The organism is Streptomyces sp. RKAG290, from assembly GCF_023701695.1.
GTDB lineage: Bacteria > Actinomycetota > Actinomycetes > Streptomycetales > Streptomycetaceae > Streptomyces.
In genome coordinates this window covers 1,622,626-1,643,216 of the sequence record NZ_JAJOZC010000001.1, presented here as the reverse complement: position 1 = coordinate 1,643,216, position 20,591 = coordinate 1,622,626, and the positions used below count along the sequence as shown (strand labels likewise).

The window sequence follows — 20,591 nt, the reverse complement described above, 5'->3', positions numbered from 1 at the left end:
ACCCATGGCCATCACCGCCACCGAGGTCGCCGTACTCGACGCGACCGAGACCCCGGCCGCGAGCAAGCGCAGGTTCCGCTTCCTGCGTGGCCGCAAGACCGTCATCGGACTCGGCATCCTGCTCTTCTTCGTGCTGATCGCCGTCATCGGCCCGTGGATCGCCCCGTACGACCCGGACACGATGGGCAAGGAACTGCTCCAGCCGCCTTCCGGAGCCCACTGGTTCGGCACCACCCAGACCGGTCAGGACGTGCTGTCGCAGATCCTCGTCGGTACCCGCGGCGTACTCGTCGTCGGCTTCATCGCGGGCATCCTCGCCACGATCCTGTCCGTGCTGATCGGCGTCAGCGCCGGCTTCCTCGGCGGCACCGCCGACGAGGTGCTCTCGCTGCTCTCCAACGTCTTCCTGGTCATACCGGGACTGCCGCTGATCATCATCATCGCCAGCTTCGTCTCCGACGCGGGCGACCTGCTGATCGCGACCGTCATCGCCCTCACCTCGTGGGCCTGGGGAGCCCGGGTGCTGCGCGCCCAGACGCTCTCGCTGCGTCGCCGGGACTACGTCGAGGCGGCCCGCGCCACCGGTGAGTCGACCTGGCGGATCATCTTCTTCGAGGTGCTCCCGAACCTGACCGCCGTCATCGCCTCCGGCTTCGTCGGCACGGTCATCTTCGCGATCCTCTCCGAGATCACCCTCGCCTTCATCGGCGTCGCCGACATCTCCAACTGGAACTGGGGGACCGTCCTGTTCTGGGCCCAGTCCAACCAGGCACTGGCCCAGGGCGCGTGGTGGTGGTTCGTCCCCGCCGGGCTCTGCATCGCGCTGCTCGGCATGTCGCTCGCCCTCATCAACTTCGGCATCGACGAATTCGTCAACCCGCGCCTGCGCACCGAGACCGGTGGCTCCCGGAAGGTCCGGATGCGGGTCGGCTTCACCCCCGTGGCACGCGGTACGCACAAGGCCGCGCCGCGCGGCAGGCACGACAAGGAGACCCGCTCATGAGCGAGCCCGTCCTCACCATCAGCGGTCTCAACGTGGACTACGGCACCGGGGACGACGCCGTGCACGCGCTGCGCGACATCGACCTCACCCTGCACCGAGGCGAAGTCCTCGGTCTCGCGGGCGAGTCGGGGTCCGGCAAGTCGACCCTGGCGTACGCCGTCACCCGGCTGCTCTCCCCGCCCGGTGTGATCACCGGCGGCGAGGTCCACTACCACCAGCGCGACGGCGAGGCGCTCGACCTGATGACCCTGTCGGCGCCCGAACTGCGGGCCTTCCGCTGGCAGGAGCTGTCGATCGTCTTCCAGGGCGCGATGAACTCCCTCAACCCGGTGCACACGGTCCACAGCCAGCTCACCGACGTGCTCCAGGCCCACCGCCCGGAGATGCGGCGCGCCGAACGCACCGCGCGTGCCGAGGAGCTGCTGAAGCTCGTCGGGATCTCCGCCGACCGGCTCGGCGCCTACCCGCACCAGCTCTCCGGCGGCATGCGCCAGCGCGTGATGATCGCGATGGCACTCGCGCTGGAACCCGAGATCGTCATCATGGACGAGCCCACGACGGCCCTGGACGTCGTCATGCAGCGCCAGATCCTGCGCCAGCTGATCAAGCTCCGCGAGGAGCTCGGCTTCTCGGTCGTCTTCATCACGCACGACATCTCACTGCTGATCGAGTTCTCCGGCCGGATCGCGATCATGTACGGCGGCCGGATCGTCGAGGAGGCCGGGGCGTCCGACATCTACCGGGACCCCCGCCACCCCTACAGCGACGGACTGCTGCACTCCTTCCCCGCGCTGCACGGCCCCCGCCGCGAACTCAGCGGCATCCCGGGCTCGCCCCCGCACCTGTCCGCGATGCCCGCCGGCTGCGCCTTCCACCCGCGCTGCGCCAAGAAGGTCGGCGCCTGCGACACCCACGTCCCGGTGCTCGCCCCGCCGGACGGGGACGGCTCCCGCTCGGTGGCCTGCTGGCTCCATCAGGAGGCCCCGGCCCCCGCCGCCCGGTCGTAGCGCACCTCGTCACGCACACCACAGGAGAACCATGAACCTCGTCACCCCCCAGGCCTACGCCCGCGAGATCGCCGCCCAGGCCGTACCCGGTCTGCCCGCCGACTTCCGCTGGGGCGTCGCCACAGCCGCCTACCAGATCGAGGGAGCGGCGGCCGAGGACGGCAGGACCCCCTCGATCTGGGACACGTACTGCAGGGTGCCGGGCATGGTCGTGCGTGGCGAGAACGGCGACGTGGCCTGTGACCACTACCACCGGATGCCCGAGGACGTGCAGCTGATCGCCGACCTGGGCGTCGACACCTACCGCTTCTCGCTGGCCTGGCCGCGCATCCAGCCGGGCGGCCGCGGCCCGGCCAACGCGAAGGGCCTGGACTTCTACAAGCGCCTGGTCGACGAGCTGGAGAGCAAGGGCGTCACCCCGTGGGTCACCCTCTACCACTGGGACCTGCCGCAGGAGCTGGAGGACGCGGGCGGCTGGCCGGCCCGTGACACCGCCTACCGGTTCGCCGAGTACGCGGCCCTGGCCTACGACGCCCTCGGCGACCGGGTGAAGCACTGGACCACGCTGAACGAGCCGTGGTGCTCGGCGATGCTGGGCTACGCCTACGGCAACCAGGCCCCCGGCCGGCAGAACTTCGGCGAGGCGATCCACGCCGTCCACCACCTGCTGCTGGGCCACGGACTCGCCTCCCGGTACCTGCGCGAGCAGGCCGCCGCCCGCGGCAACGACCTCGAACTCGGCATCACCCTGAACCTGGGCACCGCCACCCCCGAGACCGCCAGCCACGAGGACGCCGAGGCCTGCCGCCGCGCCGACGGGCTCGGCTGCCGCCTCTACCTCGACCCGGTCGTCAAGGGCTCCTACCCCGAGGACATCGTCGCCGACCTCGCCGCGCAGGGCATCGAACTCCCCGTCCAGGACGGCGACCTGGCGGCCATCGCCACCCCGCTGGACGTCCTCGGTGTCAACTTCTACCGCGGCTCGCTCTTCTCCGGCGTCACCGAGGAAGGCGCGACGACGGACGCCGAAGGCCTGCCCGTCACCCGGGTCGTCGAGCGCGACCTGCCCCGCACCGCGATGGACTGGGAGATCACCCCCACCGCCCTCACCGACCTGCTGGTCCGTCTGGAGAAGGACTACCGCCTCCCGACGGTCATCACCGAGAACGGCGCCGCCTTCGACGACACCGTCTCGGCCGACGGCGAGATCCACGACGCCGACCGCACCACCTATCTCGCCGACCACCTCGCCGCCGTCGCCGCCGCCCGCACCCAGGGGGCCGACGTCCGGGGCTATTTCGCCTGGTCGCTGATGGACAACTTCGAGTGGTCCTACGGCTACGACAAGCGGTTCGGCATCGTCCGCGTCGACTACGACACGCAGGTGCGGACGCTCAAGGACAGCGCCAAGTGGTACCGCGACACCATCCACCTCACCCGCAACGCGTAGGCGCGCCGCGCGCAGCCGCGCACTCTGGACACGAACGGGAGCCCCACCGTGCCCTCTCGTACGACTCTGGCAGCCACCACCACCGCACTGTTAGCCCTCGCCGCACCGATGGCCTTCGCCGCCCCGCCCCCGCACCGCGGCCGGCGGCGCAGGCCGCCGCCTGGGACACCGACCGGGCGGCCGCCGCCTACACCGCCGACCCCGGCGCCGTCACCGCGTCCGGCAGCGAGAACGGCGCCTCCGGACCGGGGGCCGCCGCCGACGGCAACGGCACCACCCGCTGGTCCAGCAACTTCGCCGACGACGCCTGGATCGGGGTCGACCTCGGCTCCGTCATCCGGATCAGCCAGGTCACCCTGGACTGGGAGGCCGCCTACGGGAAGAAGTACGTCCTGGAGGTCTCCCGGAACGGCACCGACTGGACCCCCTTCTACACGGAGGACGACGGCACCGGCGGTTCGGTCACCGCCCACACCTACCCGCAGGAGGTCACCGGCCGCTACGTCCGGATGCGCGGCGTCCAGCGCGCCACCGCCTGGGGTACTCCCTCTACTCCTTCAAGGTCTACGGCGGGGCGCCCGCCCCCGCCTCCACCACCCGCGCCAACCTCGCCCTGAACCACCCCGCGTACGGCAACCTCTACCAGGACGCGGGCAGTTCACCCGCCTTCGTCACCGACGGCGGCTGGCCGGCCGATCTCAAGGGTGGCCAGTCCCGCTGGTCCAGCGACTGGAACGCCGACCGCTGGGTGGGCGTGGACCTCGGGGCCACCTCCACCATCGACACCGTCGACCTCTACTGGGAGGCGGCCTACGGCGTCGACTACCGCGTCCAGGTCTCCGACGACAACCGCACCTGGCGCACGGTCTACCAGCCCTCCGCGTCCGAGGTCGCCGCCCGCCGCGCCGACGTGAAGTCGCCGGGCGAGGCAGCCGGCCGGCACGACACCGTCACCCTGCCCACCCCGGCGACCGGCCGCTACGTCCGGATGCTCGGCGTCGAGCGCCGCTCCTTCTACAACCCGGCGCCCGCCACCGCCCAGTTCGGCTACTCCCTCTACGAGTTCCAGGTCTGGGGCACCGGAGGCAGTGCGGGGGCCGCCTACCCGGCCCTGCCGAAGGACCCCGGCGGCGCCTACAGCACCACGTTCTTCGACGACTTCACCGGCTCGGGCCTGGACCGCTCCAAGTGGCGGACCGTGCGCACCGGCACCGAGATGGGACCCGTCAACGGCGAGTCGCAGGCCTACGTCGACTCACCGGACAACATCCGCACCGAGAACGGCGCACTCGTCCTGGCGTCGAAGTACTGCAAGGGCTGCACCCCCACGCCCAACGGCACCTTCGACTTCACCTCCGGCCGGGTCGACACCAACACCAAGTTCGACTTCACCTACGGCAAGGTCAGTGCCCGCATGAAGCTGCCCGTCGGCGACGGCTTCTGGCCCGCCTTCTGGATGCTCGGCAGCAACGTCGACGACCCGACCGTCTCCTGGCCCGGCTCCGGCGAGACGGACATCATGGAGAACATCGGCTACGGCGACTGGACCAGCTCCGCACTCCACGGCCCCGGTTACTCCGCCGACGGCAACATCGGGAAGCAGCAGACCTACCCGAACGGCGGCCGCGCCGACGAGTGGCACACCTACGGCGTCGAGTGGACGCCCGAAGGCATGACGTTCACCGTCGACGACCGGGTCGTGCAGCGCACCTCCCGCCAGAAGCTGGAGTCCACCCGCGGCCAGTGGGTCTACGACCACAACCAGTACGTGATCCTCAACCTGGCCCTCGGCGGCGCCTATCCGGCCGGCTGGAACAAGGTCACCCAGCCCTACTGGGGCCTGCCGCAGTCCAGCGTCGACCGCATCGCCCAGGGCGGCGTCAAGGCCGAGATCGACTGGGTCCGGGTCGAGCAGAAGAAGTAGAAGAAGCAGCACGAGCAACGGCGCCCGGCAGCGCCACCCCGGTCACACCCGCACCCCGCGCGCGGCACAGCACCCGCACCCGCACCCGCTGTGCCGCGCGCGGCACCGTACGAAGGAGCCGCACCCATGCCACCACGCACCCGTCACCGGGCGAGACCCGCGACGGCCGCACTCGCCGCCGCCACCGTCCTCGCCGGCCTGCTCGCCGGCGCTGTGCCCAGTGCGGCCGCGCCCGCCGCGGCCGACGATCCGGCACCCGTGGCCGTCGACCGGTTCGAGGGCGAGGTCCCGTTCGCGGCCCAGCCCGCCGAGGGCATCTTCACCTGGGGCGGTGACGCGGACGACCCGCCGGCCCTGGCGCTGAAGGAGCGCGCCGACGCCCCCGAGGGTGCCAAGGTCCTCGAAGGCACCTACGACATCAGCGGCTACGGCGGACTCAGCCACGACTACGCCGCCGACCAGCCGGCCCACGACTGGTCCGCCCACAAGGGCATCCGCTTCTGGTGGTACGGGCAGAACACCGCCCCCCTGCCGCCCGGTTCGGGCAAGAAGATCAGCTTCGAGATCAAGGACGGCGGCGCCAACGGCGAGGCCTCCGAGCTGTGGACCACCTCCTTCACCGACGACTGGGAGGGCTGGCACCAGGTCGAGATCCCCTTCGCCGACTTCACCTACCGCGGTGACTACCAGCCCGTCGGCGGCATCGACCAGGTCCTGGGCCTGGACCAGATGTGGGGCTACGCCCTCACCCTGCCGACCGGCGCCCCCGGCTCGTTCGCCATGGACGGTGTGGAGCTGTACGGGAAGGCGGACGCCGCCCTCAAGGCGAGCGTCGTCACCGACGCGGCCGTGCACCCGGTCAAGCAGGGCGGCACGGCGGACATCGACCTCTCCGTCGCGACCACCGGCTCCGTACCGCTGGAGGAGCCCGTCACCGTCGGGTACGAGACCAAGGGCGGCAGTGCGGGGTCCGGCACCGACTACACGCCGGTCAGCGGCACGTACACCTTCCCGGCAGGCACCGCGTCCGGCACCTCGCACCGGGTGTCCGTCACCACGAAGAAGGTCGCCGGAGCCGCGTCCGCGAAGACGGTCCCGCTCGAACTCACCGTCACCGGCGCCAAGCCGCCGAAGGAGAACCCGCAGGTCGTCATCGACGCCCACGGGCTGCCCTACCAGAACCCGAAGCTGCCGGTGAAGCAGCGGGTCGCCGACCTGCTCTCCCGGATGTCGCCCGCCGAGAAGGCCGGCCAGATGACCCAGGCCGAGCGCAACGCGCTCAGCTCGCAGGGGGACATCGCCGCGTACGACCTCGGCTCGCTGCTCTCCGGCGGCGGTTCCGTGCCGACGCCCAACACGGCCGCGGCCTGGGCGAAGATGGTCGACTCCTACCAGCTGCGCGCCCAGGCGACGCGCTTCCAGATCCCGCTGATCTACGGCGTGGACGCGGTGCACGGCCACAACAACGTCATCGGCTCGACGATCATGCCGCACAACGTCGGCCTCGGTGCCACCCGTGACCCGGAACTCGCCGGGAGGACCGGTGCCGTCACCGCGAGCGAGGTGCGCGCCACCGGCATCCCGTGGGACTTCGCCCCCTGCCTCTGCGTCTCGCGCGACGACCGCTGGGGCCGCGCCTACGAGTCGTACGGTGAGGACCCGGCACTCGTGGAGTCCCTGGAGACGGTGATCCAGGGCATGCAGGGCGCCGCGTCCGGCAAGGACCTGGACCGCAACGACAAGGTGCTGGCCACCGCCAAGCACTACGTCGGCGACGGCGGTACGGAGTACGGCTCCTCCACCACCGGTTCGTACCCCATCGACCAGGGCGTCACCAAGGTCACCCGGCAGGAGCTCGAAGCAGTTCATCTCGCCCCGTTCGAGGAAGCGGTCAAGCGCGGCATCGGCACGGTCATGCCGTCGTACTCCTCGCTCGACATCCTCGGTGACGACAAGGGCCCGGTGAAGATGCACGCCGACGCCGAGATGATCAACGGCGTGCTGAAGGACCGGATGGGCTTCGAGGGCTTCGTCATCAGCGACTGGCAGGCGATCGACCAGATCCCCGGCGACTACGCGAGCGACGTCCGCACCTCGGTCAACGCCGGACTCGACATGATCATGGTCCCGACGGCGTACAAGGACTTCACCAGGACGCTCCAGGACGAGGTCACCGCCGGCCGGATCGGCCAGGCCCGGATCGACGACGCGGTCTCCCGCATCCTGACCCAGAAGTTCCGGCTCGGCCTGTTCGAGAAGCCGTACGCCGACACCGGAAACCTCGACAAGGTCGGCTCCGCCGAACACCGCGCCGTGGCCCGTGAGGCCGCCGCCGAGTCCCAGGTGCTGCTGAAGAACGACGGCGGCGTGCTGCCGCTCAAGCCCTCGCAGAAGGTGTACGTCGCCGGGTCCAACGCCGACGACATCGGCAACCAGGCCGGCGGCTGGACCGTCAGCTGGCAGGGCTCGTCCGGCGACATCACCCCGGGCACCACGATCCTGTCGGCCATGAAGAAGGACGCCGCGTCGCTCACGTACTCCAAGGACGCCTCGGCCGCCACGGACGGCTACGACGTGGGTGTCGTGGTCGTCGGCGAGACCCCGTACGCGGAGGGCGTCGGCGATGTCGGCAACGGCCACGACCTGGAACTCTCCGCCGCCGACAAGGCCGCGGTGGACAAGGTCTGCGCCGCGATGAAGTGCGCCGTCCTGATCGTCTCGGGCCGCCCGCAGCTCATCGGTGACCGGCTCGGCGACATCGACGCCCTTGTGGCCTCCTGGCTGCCGGGCAGCGAGGGCGACGGCGTGGCGGACGTGCTCTACGGCAAGCGCGCCTTCACCGGCCAGCTGCCGGTCACCTGGCCGAAGTCCGAAGCGCAGCTGCCGATCAACGTCGGCGACGCGGCGTACGACCCGCAGTTCCCGTACGGCTGGGGCCTGACCACGCTGCGAAAGCCCCCGGCCGGCGGTGAGCTCACCCTCGCCGCCCTCGCCCTGGCCGCCCAGGTCGCGGAGAGGACCGGACTCGGCAGGACGGACGTGGGCCGGACCATCGTCGGCCAGGCCCGGCTGCTGGTCCAGCAGAAGACCGGCGGGAAGCTCGGCGAAGCGGTCTCCAAGCCGTTCGCCGAGGCCGATCACCTGCTGCTGACCGGTGACCTGACCGGCGCGGTCGCGAAGCTGAGGACGGCCTACCGGGCCGGCTGACGCACGGCGGGGCGGTGAGCGATCTCGCCGCTCGGCACCAGGTACCCGGCGGGGCCGCCCCGCCGGGTACCTGGGCAGTGCCGCCGGGTTACCGCGGGCCGGCGGCCGTGAACTAGAGGGGGCGGGCCGTGGAGTGACCCCGTGCGTTCGCTGCTCCACCTTTCGCGTCCAGCGGCTTCCGGTCCCCTCCCGCGCGGCGGCCTTCCACCCCCGCTCCCGGACGCACGTGGGGGCCATCTGGGTTACGTTCGAGGTATGCGGAACAGACCGTTCCCGACCTTCCTGCTCCCGGCGCTGCTGGCCGGACTGCTGCTGATCATGTCGGCGGCCCTGGCCCTGGTGCCGCCCGCGCATGCCGCGACGGCCGCGTCGACCGTCGACGACGTCGCCCAGGCGCTGCGCAAGAACCCGGTCTACGTCGATCCGGCCGCCGCGGGACAGCTCTCCCGGAGCCAGGCCGACGCCCTGGCGAAGAAGATCAAGGACGCCGACAAGCCGGTGTTCGTGGCGGTGCTGCCGCAGAGTCCGGCCTTCCCCGCGCAGAGCGTGCTCCGCACGCTGCGCACCGACACCGGAATCACCGGCGTCTACGCCGTACGCCTCGGGGACGGCTTCAACGCCGGCGCCGATCCGCAGGTGATGTCCGAGCAGGCGGTGCGCAACCTCACCGCCGCCGTGAAGGCACCCGGCGCGGCCCCCGACGCCTCGGCCCAGCTGAACGCCTTCACCGACCGGGCCCTCGAACAGGCCAGGGCCATGCCCCGGAGTCCTGGGGCGGAGGCTCCTCGTCCGGCAACGGCTCGCCCACCGCCGGACTGATCGCGATCGGCGCGGTGGTGGTCGTCGGCGGCGCGGGCGCCTACACGGTCGTGCGCCGGAACCGCAAGCGCAAGGAGGCCGAGGAGCAGGCCTCGCTCGACAAGCTCCGGGTCGTCGTGGACGAGGACATCACGGCGTACGGAGAGGCACTGGAACACCTCGACTTCCACCCCGCGGAGGCGGGCGCCGACGACACGATGCGCGCGGACTACGAACGCGCCCTCGACTCCTACGAGAGCGCGAAATCCCGTATGGAGCACGCCCGGCACCCCTCCGACGTGCGCGCGGTGACCCAGGCCCTGGAGGACGGCCGCTACTCACTCGCCGTCCTGGCGGCCCGGCGCAGCGGCGGCGAACTGCCCGCCCGCCGCCCGCCCTGCTTCTTCGACCCCCGCCACGGCCCCTCGGTGGCCGACGCCCGCTGGTCCCCGTCGGGCGGCACCGCCCGCGAGGTCCCGGTCTGCGGCGCCGACGAGATCCGGCTGCGCGACGGCGAGGACCCGATGAGCCGCACCGTCGACATGGGCGACGGCCGCCGCCGCCCCTACTGGGAGGCGGGACCGGCCTACGGCCCGTGGGCGGGCGGCTACTTCGGCGGCGGGCTGCTCCCCGGCCTGCTGGTCGGCACCATGCTCGGCTCGATGCTCTCCACCCCGGCGTACGCGGCGGAGTACGGCGGCGGCGACTTCGGCTCGGGCGGTGACTTCGGGGCGGCGACTTCTCCGGTTCCGACTTCGATTCCTCGGGCTTCGGCGGCGGAGGCTTCGGCGACGGTGGCGGATTCGGCGACGGCGGCGGATTCGGGGCGGCGGCGGGGACTTCGGCGGCGGCGGGTTCTAGAGCGCGAGCGTGCCGGTGACCGTACGCACTTCGGCAAGTAGCACCCGCCCGATCACCGCGAACAGACCGCGATTATTTTCGGGCGGCGTGACAGTCTCCCCTCCCGTACGCCTGATCCGTAGCCCGAGGAGTGAGCCACATGCGCATCGTCATCAGCGAGTTCATCAGCCTGGACGGCGTCGTGCAGGCGCCGGGCGGCGCGCAGGAGGACACCGACGGCGGCTTCGCCCACGGCGGCTGGTCGCACCCCTTCTTCGACCCGGAGGTGGTGGGCGGCGCCTTCGACGACTCGCTGAGCGGGGCCGGAGCCCTGCTGTTCGGCCGCCGCACCTGGCAGTCGATGGCCGCGGCATGGCCCGAGCGGGCCGGCGACCCGTTCGCCGACCGGATGAACGCGATCGACAAGTACGTCGTGAGCGACACGCTGGGCGACGACGAGCTGACGTGGCACAACAGCGAGCGCATCCCGGGGGAGAAGTCCACCGCCCGCATCCAGGAACTGCGCGACAAGGACGGCGGTGACCTGCTGGTCATGGGCAGCCCCACGCTCGTACGGGGTCTGCTGGCGGAAGGACTCGTCGACGAACTGCGGCTCGTGATCATGCCGGTGCTACTCGGCGGCGGGAAGTCGATCTTCCCCGAGGACGGCGGTCTGCGCACCCTCGAACTGGTCTCGGCCGTCACCAGCGGCACGGGCGTGCAGGTGTGCACCTACCGTCCGGTGGCGAAGGCGTAGCGGCGGTACGCAAAGGCGGGCGGGCGCGGGGACCGACCCCCGCGCCCGCCCGCGTACGTGCCGGTCGGGTCAGCCCCGGCCATGGTGGCCGCGCTCGAAGGCGGCGAAGGCCGACTCCTGGCGCCACTGCGTGGCCGCCTTCGGGCTGGCGGCGAGGTAGCGGGCGCACCGCGGGCTCGGGTGGCCGATGCCCGGCCGGTCGCCGCGGCAGGCCGCGACCAGGTAGTACCCGGCGGGGCGGACCCGGTGGCCCACAGGCTGCGGCCGCTGCGGAACGCGTACTCCAGCGAGGCGCGGGCCAGGTCCTTCAGCTCCGTGTAGCCGAGACCGTAGGTCTTCGCGGCGTACTCGTACTCGTGGCTGATGTCGATCCGCGAGACGCCCGGGTCGTCGGTGGACAGGACCACCGGCACTCCGTAGCGGCGGTAGGCGTTGAACGGGTGCTCGTCGCCCGCGATGCCGAGGATCTGCTTGTTGCTGGAGAACGGCACCTCGACGGCGACCTTGCGCCGGGCCATCGTCCGGGCGAGCTGCCGCCAGTCGTCCTCGTGGACCAGGTCCACACCGTGCCCGATGCGGTCGGCTCCGGCCACGAGCACTGCCTCGCGGATGTGGAAGGTCAGGTCCTCGGGCTTGACCAGACCGGGGCCAGCTCACCGGCGTGCAGGGTGAGATGGGAGCCCGGGTACTGGCCGCGCAGGTACTTCAGCATCCGCATCTGGAGGCTGTAGTTGGCCAGCGAGGTGTCCCAGTCCTCGGGCTGCACGAGGTTGACCGCGACGAACCTCCGGTCGCGCTCCGCCAGCCGCATCCCCACCGCGATCTGCGTGAACACGCGCGCCGGGGTGCTGCCCCGGGAGACCTGGGAGATCCACCGGACGGGCAGCCGGCAGCCCGGGTCGGGGCGGGAGGTGTCGCAGTGCGCGGCCTGGCGGAACTGGGCGTCGGCGTCGTCGGCCTCCTGGACCGCCTCGTCCACGACCCGGTCGAGCTGCCCGCCGGCCAGTAGCTTGCGGTGGAAGGCGGCCAGGTCGGCGTCGTAACCCACCTCGTCGGCCAGCTTCTTGGCGCTGTCCGACGCGGGGGTGACCATGGTCTCCAGATAGAACTGGTTCTGCTCGATCACCGTGTTGGCCACGTTGGCGAGCAGCTTGCCGCGGTCCCAGGTGGCCATGCCGAACTTGTTGAACGTGTCGAAGAAGTGGTCGTGCCCGGACTGGTCGGCCGGGAAGTCCTGCATCGACCAGGCCCTGACGATCTGCTGCCGGAAGGCGGTGTCCGTCCGCGCGTCGGAGGCGGGCCTCGTGCCCGGCCCGCACGGCGGGGCCACCGCGGTCGTCGTCGCGTCGATGCACAGGCCCTTCTCGGCCGCGAGCTTGATCAGGAACTCGGTCGTGGCCGCGCCGGACAGGTGGTTGTGGAGGTCGGCCCCCTTGGGCAGGGCCTTGAAGAACGCCTGCAGCCTCGCCGGCCTGTCCCGCAGGGATCTGAGGTACGCGGCGGTCCCGAGCTCGGCGGCGGTCACTGCCCGGGGTGAGCCGTGACCGGCGGTCCGCGGCGACGCGTCGTTCCCGGGCGCGGCCGCGGCCGGGAAGGCCGGAAGCAGAGTCAGCGCGGTGAGCGCGCCGACCCCGGCCAGGAGCAGGGACTTGGGACGGTGTTGCGTCCGGATTGTTGAGATCACGGCCGAATGATCGCGTTCGGGAGGGTGTTTATCGCCCGCACCACCTCCATGACCTGGAACGTCCACCCGATCGAGTGCGCGACTGGCCACCCCGGGACGGTGGCAGGCTCACTACCTCCGTTTGTTCCGCCACGAGTTGGACGGGTCGTGGGGCCCGCGCCGGCGGGGCCCCGGCCCGGCGGATCCGCCGCTCGGCCACACGTCGCCGTAGTGCCGGGCCGAGTCGTACGGACCAGGTGCGCGCAGGACGGTGGGAACGGGTACCCGGCACCGCCCGGCGACGGTTCTTTGCTGCTTCGGCAAGGATGTTTGCCGTGCAGGACCCCGGGCGCGCACCATCTCCCTCAGATGGAGGTGTTTCGCATGAGCGACAAGACGCAGACGTACGACGTGGTGGTGATCGGCGGCGGGGCCGCCGGCCTGAGCGGGGCGCTGGCCCTGTCCAGGGCCCGGCGTTCCGTGCTGGTGATCGACGCGGGCAGCCCGCGCAACGCACCCGCGGGCCACGTGCACAACTACCTGGGCCGCGAGGGCACCCCGCCCGCCGAGCTCCTGGCCATCGGCGGGCAGGAGGCGACGCGATACGGGGCCGAGATCGTCGAGGGCGAGGCCGTGGCGGCGCAGAAGCTGCCGGGCGGGGCCGGGTTCCGGGTCGTACGGGCGGACGGAACCGCGGTCACGGCGCGGCGCCTTCTCGTCACCACCGGGCTCGTGGACGAGCTGCCGCCGATCCCCGGGCTGGCCGAACGCTGGGGCCTCGACGTGCTGCACTGCCCGTACTGCCACGGCTGGGAGGTCAGGGACAGGCCGATCGGCGTCGTGGCCCTGAGCCCGATGGCCGTTCATCAGGCGCTGCTCTGGCGGCAGTGGAGCGACGACGTCACTCTCTTCCTGCACCACGCGCCCGAGCCGGGCGACGAGGAGTACGAGCAACTGGCCGCGCGCGGCATCGCCGTGGTGGACGGCGAGGTGACCGGGCTGGAGGTGAACGGGGACCGGCTCACCGGGGTGCGGCTGGCCGGCGGGCGGGTCGTCCCGCGCGGGCCGTGGTCGTGCAGCCGCGTTTCACCGCGCGCTCCGGCGTCCTGGACGGCCTGGGGCTGCACGCCACCGCGATGGAGGCCGGCGGCCACACCATCGGTACGTACGTCGCGGCCGATCCCGCCGGTGCCACCGAGGTGCCCGGCGTGTGGGTCGCCGGTAACGTCGCCAACCTCATGGAGCAGGTCGTGGGCGCCGCCGGTGCGGGGCTGAAGGCGGCCTCCGTCATCAACGCCGACCTCGTCACCGACGACACCCGCCGCGCGGTCGAGGCCCGCCGCGCACCCTTCTCGGCGGAGGCCGAGCGCCAGGTCTGCGAGAAGACACTCGGACACCGCCGGCACGGACTGCAGGAGACACGATGACCACCGACAGCACCGCCTCCGACGCGGAACTCTGGGACGAGCGCTACCGCGGGAGCGACCGGATCTGGAGCGGCAACCCGAACACCGCGCTCGTCCGTGAAGTGGAGGGCCTGAAGCCGGGACGCGCCCTCGACCTCGGGTGCGGCGAGGGCGCCGACGCGGTCTGGCTCGCCCGCTGGGGGTGGCAGGTCACCGCCACCGACATCTCGCGCGTCGCACTCGGCCGGGCGGCCGGACACGCGGCCGAGGCGGGGGTGGCCGACCGGATCGACTGGCAGTTCCACGACCTCGGCGCCTCCTTCCCCGAAGGGGAGTACGACCTGGTGTCCGCCCAGTTCCTGCACTCGATGGGTGACCTGCCGCGCGAGCGGATCCTGCGGCGGGCCGCCGCGGCCGTCGCACCCGGCGGGGTGCTCCTGGTCGTCGGGCACGCCGGCTTCCCGGCCTGGGAGCACGACCACGCGGACGTGGAGCTCCCCACCCCCGACGAGGTGCTGGCGTCCCTCGCACTCCCGCAGGGGGAGTGGGACGTGCTGCTCAGCGAGGAGCACGAGCGCGTGCAGAACGACCCGGACGGCAACCCCACCACCCGTACGGACAACACCCTGAAGGTCCGCCGCCGCTGACGGCGCCCGGCATGGGGAGCCGCTCGGCTACCACGCCTCCGGCTCGTGCCAGGCTTCCCCTGCCGGTTCGTCCCGGGCCGCCAGTCCGGCCACCCACAACGGCATCAGCCAGTGCATGACGAACAACGCGGCCAGGACGGGAACGAGCAGCGTCCCCGCACGCACCTGGCCGGTCCAGTCGCCCGCGGCGACGCCGACGACGGCGCCCGCCAGCAGGTACGTGGTCAGGCGGTGCGCCCGGGCCCGGACCCGGTCCCGCTCGGCGAGCTGGCGCTCGTCCAGGACGTGCGTGCGCAGTTCGAGCAGTCCGCGGGTGGCGCCGTTGATCACGCCGGTGGCCAGGCACCAGGGCAGAGCCAGGGCGAGCAGGGCGAAGGCGGGCCATTGCCCCTCGCTCGTGCGGGTGCCGATGCCGGCGGCCACGCCGGCCGCCGTGAGCAGCACATGCGCCGCGACGGCCGTGCGGCGGCGTGCGGCCGTCGCGTACAGGGCCTGCGCCCCGCGGTCGTTCATGACGGCGAACATGCGCCGGTCGTGGCGCGTGTGCCGGGTCGCCCCTGTGGTGGTCATTGCTTCCTCCCGTAGACCTCGTCCGTGAGCGGGCGGAACGGCCGGAGGGAGAAGAGTGCCTCCACCGGCAGATCGAAGAACTCGGCGACGCGCAGGGCCAGATCGAGGCTGGGGTTGTACTGCCCGCGCTCGATGTAGCCGATGGTCTGGTAGTGGGCGCCGACCGCCTCGGCCAGCGCCTGCCGCGACACCTTGCGTTCCGCGCGCACCATCGCCAACCTGTTGTGCACCTGCTCGCTCATGTATAAGAAGTACTACATTTCTGAGCAGTGCTGCAAGGGTGGGGCTGCGGGGCGTGGCACGCCGAGCGCCCGCCGACTCCCCGGGAGGGGGGCGGCGGGCGCTCGGCGTCGAAGTGTGCGGGAGTCTCAGGCGGCCTGCGGGGCGGCCTTGATCGCGGAGATGTCGAAGTTCAGCTTCACCTTGTCGCTGACCATCACGCCGCCGGTCTCCAGCGCCGCGTTCCAGGTCAGGCCCCAGTCGGAGCGCAGGATGTCCGTGCTGCCCTCGAAGCCGACGCGCTCGTTGCCGTACACGTCGGTCGCGGAGCCGTTGAACTCCAGGTCGATGGCGAGCGGGCGGGTGACGTCCTTGATGGTGAGGTCGCCGGTGATGCGGTACTTGTCGCCGCCGAGCTGCTCGGCCGCGGTCGAGCGGAACGTCATGAGGGGGAACTTCTCGGCGTCGAAGAAGTCGCCGCTGACCAGGTGGCCGTCGCGGTCCGCAATGCCCGTGTCCACGCTGGCGATCTTGACGTCGATGGAGGCCGAGGAGCCGGCCGGGTTGCTGCCGTCCAGCTTCAGGCTGCCCTCGTGCTCGCCGAAGGAGCCGCGCACGTTGGTGACCATGGCGTGCCGCACGGTGAAGCCGATGCTGCTGTGGGCCGGGTCGATCGCGTAGTCGCCGGTGAGTGCGGCCAGCGCCGGGTCGACGGCGACGGTGGCTGTCGGGGCGTCGTTGTTCTTGCGGTTGAACAGAGCCATGGCTCCTCCTCGGGGACGTGATCGAGCGGGGCTCGAAGTAGTTGTTGTTTAACCTTCAACGAGATTCACTCTAGACCCATCTAGTTCAAAGTTCAACATCCTGCGCCAGGACTGTTACGTGCGGCGCCACGGATTCACTCGACCGACACCCCACGCCCTCTGGCGGACGCGCGTAGAACTCAGGCACTATCTCCCTGCCATCGTTGTCATGCACAGGAGGAGTCCCCCCATGGTGTCCCGTATGACGCTTCGCCCCGTCCTGACCGCCCTCGCCCTCGTTCTCGGCGTCCTGTTCGCCCCCGGAATCGGTGTCGTCACCGGATCGACGGACGCCTACGCCGTCAGCAAGCTCACCCACAGCCAGGCGACCGCAAGATTCAGCTCGTCCGGAGTCACCTGGTCGTCCTCCGGCGGCTGCTCCAACCGCAACGTCTCCACCTGCACGTCCTTCGACCAGCTCAACCTGCCGACCGCTCAGGGAGCCCAGACCCTCAAGAGCGCGACGGGCTGCGCGCTCAACATCACCGGCGGTACCGAGACCGGGCACGCCAGCGGCACCTACTCGCACTGGAACGGCTACAAGCTCGACTTCGGAAAGACCACCTGTCTCACCAACTACATCCACGGCACGTTCAGTTACCTCGGCCTGCGCGGCGACGGCGCGCCCCAGTACAAGTCCGGCTCCGGCAACGTCTACGCGGACGAGGGCAGCCACTGGGACGTGACCTACTACAACTGCGGCGGCTGCTGACACCCCGGGTCCCGCACACCACGGCACCCCCGTCCGCAAGGACGGGGGTGCCTGTGTGTGGGGGTAGCGGCAGAGCATGTGGGGGCGGGCGGGTCTCAGTAGATCGGGTCGACGGTGGGGCCCTCCTGGGCCAGCAGGTCGCGGGCGAACTGCTCCCACTGCGCGTACCGGTCGGGATAGGCGGACACCTGAACCGCCTGGCACACCTCACCCGGCGGCCTGGTCTGCCAGTTCGCTATCTGGATCAGTCCCGGGTTGCTGCCGAACGGGGCCACCCCGTAGAAGGACTTGGAGGACGTGGCGACGTCCGTGATCTGTTCCGGGGTGCCCCAGCCGGTGCTCGGCCGCTGCTGGAAGATCCCGAGCGAGTCATGGTCGACCGGCGTCGTGTAGTTGACGAACTTGGACTCCTGCATGGCCGTCATCAGGGCGATGACCTGCCCCTGCTCGGGAATCCCGGCGCCCTTCCCGACGCCGATGACGGTACGGGCGTTGGCGAGTTCGGCGGGCCCGAGGTCGGCGGCGACCGTGAAGACCGCGCGCAGTTCGCTGTCCGGAGCCGCCTGCAGTGACCGTGCGGTGGCCGCGTCGACCGAGCCGGTGGGCCGCAGCCCGTGAGCCGCCTGGAAGGAACGCAGGCCGTGGGGGGTGGGTGCCGCCTGGGCGGTCGCCGGAACGGAAAGGAGTATCCCGGCGGTGGCCGCGGCGGCGGCTATCAGCTGAGCCATTCTCTTCTGTCGCATGACGGCACGGTGTCGCGGACCCGAATTCGGCGTCAAGGGCTCTGTCTGACAGGGGAGTTGACGCATTGCCGGAATTCGGCTGTCGCCCCAGGTGGGGGAGTCGGCCGGGAATGGGAAGAGGAACGGAATCCGCAGTGTGAAGTATGCGTCGTCACCGGTTCGACCAATGAAGCAATTCCCATTTGTTGCCCGTTGTCGTAAGTGCTTGATGTGGGCCTCTGTTGTGATGACGCACCCCCGTCCTATCCTCCGCAGGGCGATTGCCCCGCCCTGTCCGCAGCGCACCCCTCCCCACAGGAGCTGCCATGTACGGATCGAACCGACCCGTCCCCGACCGGGACGCCGAGGGCCACGCCCGCCCGAGCCGCCGCGCGCTGCTGCGCTCCGGCGCCGGCGCCGCGCTCACCGTCGCGGGTCTCGCGGCCGGGAGCCGCGCCGCCGTGGCCGGGGAGCGCGCCGCGCCGCTCGTCACCGGTGGGAAGGTACGCAACCTCACCGGCCCCGCCGAGACCGGACGCTTCGCCGCACCCTGGACCGACCTGGGCATACCGGCGCGGTGCCCCGACGGCTCGATGCTCCTGGTGTGCGGCGACACCTTCGACGGCGGCGGCGTCGGCGGACCCGACTGGCGCGCCCCGGTCGCACTGCGCGCCTCGAACGCCTCGCCGGGCTCGCTCGTCATCGACGGCAGCGTCGGCGGCGCGCACGCCGCCGGGCTGGTCCCCGAAGGTCATGACGGCGGCACCACCGCCATTCCCTCCGACGTGTTCACCATCGGCTCCACGATGTACATGCACCTGATGCGCGGAGTGATCTACCGGACCCATCACTCGGACTTCTGGCGCTCCGACGACAACGGGGAGAGCTGGCAATACCTCTGCCAATGGCCCGGGACCAGTGCAACGGGCAGTTCCAGCAGAAGACCTACGCGGTCGCGGACGACGGATACTGCTATGTCCTGTCGACGGCCTTCAACCGCGACGTGACATCCGATCTGCTGCTGCACCGCGTTCCGCAGGACGACCTGGGAAATCCCGCGGCGTACGAACCGTGGGGATATGCCGGCGGGGCCTGGGCCTGGGGAAACCAGCCGACCTCCGTCACCGGGCCGCGCCGCTGGGGCGAGATCTGTTTCCGGGCCATGGACGGTAAATACGCATTCACCTGGCTCAACATGGCTCCGCTCGACATCCGCGCGCAGATCTTCCCGGTTCCGACCGCGAACCTCTTCACGACGCCGGAGCAGACCATGATCGTGCCCACCGTGCCCGGTCTGGAGACCGGCACCGCGGTCGCCAGCCCGTACGGCGGCTTCATTGTCCCGGGATCGACCTTCGGTGACTTCCACATCGCCGTGAGCCAGTGGTTCGACGACCAGAACTACCAGGTGATGCAGTACCGCATCAACGGGCTGGCGGCCTGAGCGCGGGGCCGCATGCGGGTGCCCCCGTCCCGCCCGGACGGGGGCACCCGCGGCTTCGGTGGGGCGGGTCAGGAGCCGACGCTCACCGTGAAGCGCCGCGGGTTGCCGTCGTTGGCGGCGCCCGAGACGTCCGGCTCTCCGTCGGGACGCACGTCGTCGTACGGGAAGGCGTAGCCGATGGGGCTGTTGGCGTGGACGATCCGCGACCAGTGGTTGGTCACCGCGCCCTGGTAGTAGTCGGCCACCGTGGTGCCGTTCGGCTGGTCGGGGTGGCTGAGCATGATCGAGCGGTTGAAGCCGGCCGCGAGCCGGGCCAGCAGGCCCTTCTTGTCGTCGGAGTCCGCCGGGTTGTTGGTGAACGGCCCGTGGTTGCAGGTGAAGATGTCCTTGGAGACGGGCTTGACGAAGGTGTGCCCGCCGTTGAAGGTCAGGGTGTCGCCGCTGACCCGCCCGGTGAACACGCCGCGCCCGCCCTGCAGGTCGATCCGCAGGTCGGTGGAGCGGTACTTCTCCCAGACCTCGTCGATCTGCGCGGTGAACAGATCGCGGAACGGCATCTCGTCGGGGCGGTCGAAGAACGGTGCCATCAGGTTCTGCGGCGAGATGACCCGCAGCACGCTGCCGTCCGAGCCGCGCGTCACCAGCTTGTCCCACGGCTGCCCGTCCGCGGCGGCCTGGGCGGTGAGGCCGTCGGCGATCTTCTGTACGGCGCCGTCCGGGAGCGGGGCCACCTTGTGCGTGCTGTCGCCTTCCAGGGTGAGGCCGATCGGCAGCGCGGTCACCAGGTCGACGTAGCTGATGTTCGCGTACAGCTGCTGCGGGTTGAAGGTGAACTCGCAGAACGACCAGGTGCGCCCGTAGTTCGAGTCCGTGGACGTGGCGAAGGCCGGCTCGACCAGGGAGGGCCCGGGTTGAGGTAGAAGTCCAGCGTGTCGTCGCGCACGAAGTAGACCCGGGCGCCGTACATCTGAGGCAGTGTCACCACGACGGGGGCGCCGCCCGCCGCGTTCAGCGGGATCGCGCAGTCGACCGGCAGCGGGGTCTGCGGCGCGGCAGGGGAGTCGGGGCGGTAGACGCTGCCGTCCGCCCGCAGCAGCACCCAGCGGTCGGTGCCCTGCTCGTGGCCGGTGACGTACGCGTTCACCCGTCCGGGCAGGGACTTGTTCTCCAGGGCCAGTTCGCAGGTCGCGGCGGCCGCCGACGCGCTCGGGCTCAGCGCGCTTCCCCACAGGGGGTAGGTGAGTGCGGTCGCGGTGGCGGCGGCGCCGCCCGTCAGGAACAGTCTGCGCGATATCACGAGGGACTCCTGAGGCGTGGGGGTGGGGAAGTGGGGGTGTGGGTGGGGGATATCCGGACCCGCGGGCGGCAGGATGGTGCGGGGAGGTGGAGCGAGCGCCTCCGCGGTGCGCACCACTCTCG

11 protein-coding genes and 6 pseudogenes are annotated in these 20,591 nt (G+C 71.2%); 11 read left to right on the top strand and 6 right to left on the bottom strand.

Features of this window, described 5'->3' with window-relative positions:
- The first annotated feature begins 4 nt into the window (after positions 1–4).
- The 7 genes and pseudogenes from LNW71_RS07010 (at position 5) to LNW71_RS06980 (ending at position 10,986) form a co-directional block, all read left to right on the top strand.
- Positions 5–1,003: an ABC transporter permease gene (locus LNW71_RS07010; protein WP_250967432.1), complete on the top strand. Its 999-nt coding sequence runs from the start codon at positions 5–7 to the stop codon at positions 1,001–1,003.
- Positions 1,000–2,010: an ABC transporter ATP-binding protein gene (locus tag LNW71_RS07005; RefSeq protein ID WP_250967431.1), complete on the top strand. Its 1,011-nt coding sequence runs from the start codon at positions 1,000–1,002 to the stop codon at positions 2,008–2,010. Before LNW71_RS07010 ends, LNW71_RS07005 begins: the two co-directional genes overlap by 4 nt.
- Before the next feature lie 31 nt (positions 2,011–2,041).
- Positions 2,042–3,460 carry a GH1 family beta-glucosidase gene (locus LNW71_RS07000; RefSeq protein ID WP_250967430.1) on the top strand — a complete coding sequence of 473 codons (1,419 nt, stop codon included), beginning with the start codon at positions 2,042–2,044 and terminating at the stop codon, positions 3,458–3,460.
- Between the two features lie 48 nt (positions 3,461–3,508).
- A pseudogene (locus LNW71_RS06995) lies at positions 3,509–5,384 on the top strand (discoidin domain-containing protein).
- Between the two features lie 126 nt (positions 5,385–5,510).
- Complete coding sequence (locus tag LNW71_RS06990; RefSeq protein ID WP_250967429.1) at positions 5,511–8,591, top strand: glycoside hydrolase family 3 N-terminal domain-containing protein; 3,081 nt, start codon at positions 5,511–5,513, stop codon at positions 8,589–8,591.
- Between the two features lie 255 nt (positions 8,592–8,846).
- Positions 8,847–10,250: pseudogene (locus tag LNW71_RS06985) on the top strand (hypothetical protein).
- A gap of 139 nt (positions 10,251–10,389) precedes the next feature.
- Entirely contained in the window at positions 10,390–10,986 is a 597-nt protein-coding gene (locus LNW71_RS06980; RefSeq protein WP_250967428.1) for a dihydrofolate reductase family protein, read from the top strand.
- 69 nt (positions 10,987–11,055) lie between these two features.
- Here LNW71_RS06980 and LNW71_RS06975 read toward each other — a convergent pair.
- Positions 11,056–12,670: pseudogene (locus LNW71_RS06975) on the bottom strand (adenosine deaminase).
- Positions 12,671–13,033: 363 nt separating this feature from the next.
- On the opposite strand from LNW71_RS06975, the pseudogene LNW71_RS06970 reads away from it, so the two are divergent.
- Both LNW71_RS06970 and LNW71_RS06965 read left to right on the top strand, forming a co-directional pair.
- Positions 13,034–14,076 (top strand): annotated as a pseudogene (locus LNW71_RS06970) (NAD(P)/FAD-dependent oxidoreductase).
- Positions 14,073–14,702 (top strand): class I SAM-dependent methyltransferase, encoded by a 630-nt coding sequence (locus LNW71_RS06965; protein ID WP_250967427.1) that lies wholly within the window; start codon positions 14,073–14,075, stop codon positions 14,700–14,702. Before LNW71_RS06970 ends, LNW71_RS06965 begins: the two are co-directional and overlap by 4 nt.
- Before the next feature lie 27 nt (positions 14,703–14,729).
- Here LNW71_RS06965 and LNW71_RS06960 read toward each other — a convergent pair whose 3' ends face one another.
- The 3 genes from LNW71_RS06960 to LNW71_RS06950 form a co-directional block, all read right to left on the bottom strand.
- Positions 14,730–15,272, bottom strand: a complete 543-nt coding sequence (locus tag LNW71_RS06960) for a hypothetical protein (protein WP_250967426.1) — start codon at positions 15,270–15,272, stop codon at positions 14,730–14,732.
- Entirely contained in the window at positions 15,269–15,514 is a 246-nt protein-coding gene (locus tag LNW71_RS06955) for a helix-turn-helix transcriptional regulator (RefSeq protein WP_250967425.1), read from the bottom strand. Before LNW71_RS06955 ends, LNW71_RS06960 begins: the two co-directional genes overlap by 4 nt.
- A gap of 126 nt (positions 15,515–15,640) precedes the next feature.
- Positions 15,641–16,255, bottom strand: a complete 615-nt coding sequence (locus LNW71_RS06950; RefSeq protein WP_250967424.1) for a YceI family protein — start codon at positions 16,253–16,255, stop codon at positions 15,641–15,643.
- A gap of 229 nt (positions 16,256–16,484) precedes the next feature.
- On the opposite strand from LNW71_RS06950, the gene LNW71_RS06945 reads away from it, so the two are divergent.
- On the top strand, positions 16,485–17,006 hold the full coding sequence (locus tag LNW71_RS06945; RefSeq protein WP_250967423.1) for a hypothetical protein: 522 nt from the start codon (positions 16,485–16,487) through the stop codon (positions 17,004–17,006).
- Positions 17,007–17,101: 95 nt separating this feature from the next.
- On the opposite strand, the gene LNW71_RS06940 is transcribed toward LNW71_RS06945, so the two are convergent.
- Positions 17,102–17,749 carry a peptidoglycan-binding protein gene (locus LNW71_RS06940; protein WP_250967422.1) on the bottom strand — a complete coding sequence of 216 codons (648 nt, stop codon included), beginning with the start codon at positions 17,747–17,749 and terminating at the stop codon, positions 17,102–17,104.
- A 305-nt stretch (positions 17,750–18,054) separates the two neighbouring features.
- On the opposite strand from LNW71_RS06940, the pseudogene LNW71_RS06935 reads away from it, so the two are divergent.
- A pseudogene (locus LNW71_RS06935) lies at positions 18,055–19,172 on the top strand (DUF4185 domain-containing protein).
- Positions 19,173–19,240: 68 nt separating this feature from the next.
- Here LNW71_RS06935 and LNW71_RS06930 read toward each other — a convergent pair.
- Positions 19,241–20,469: pseudogene (locus LNW71_RS06930) on the bottom strand (glycoside hydrolase family 64 protein).
- Positions 20,470–20,591: the final 122 nt, after the last annotated feature.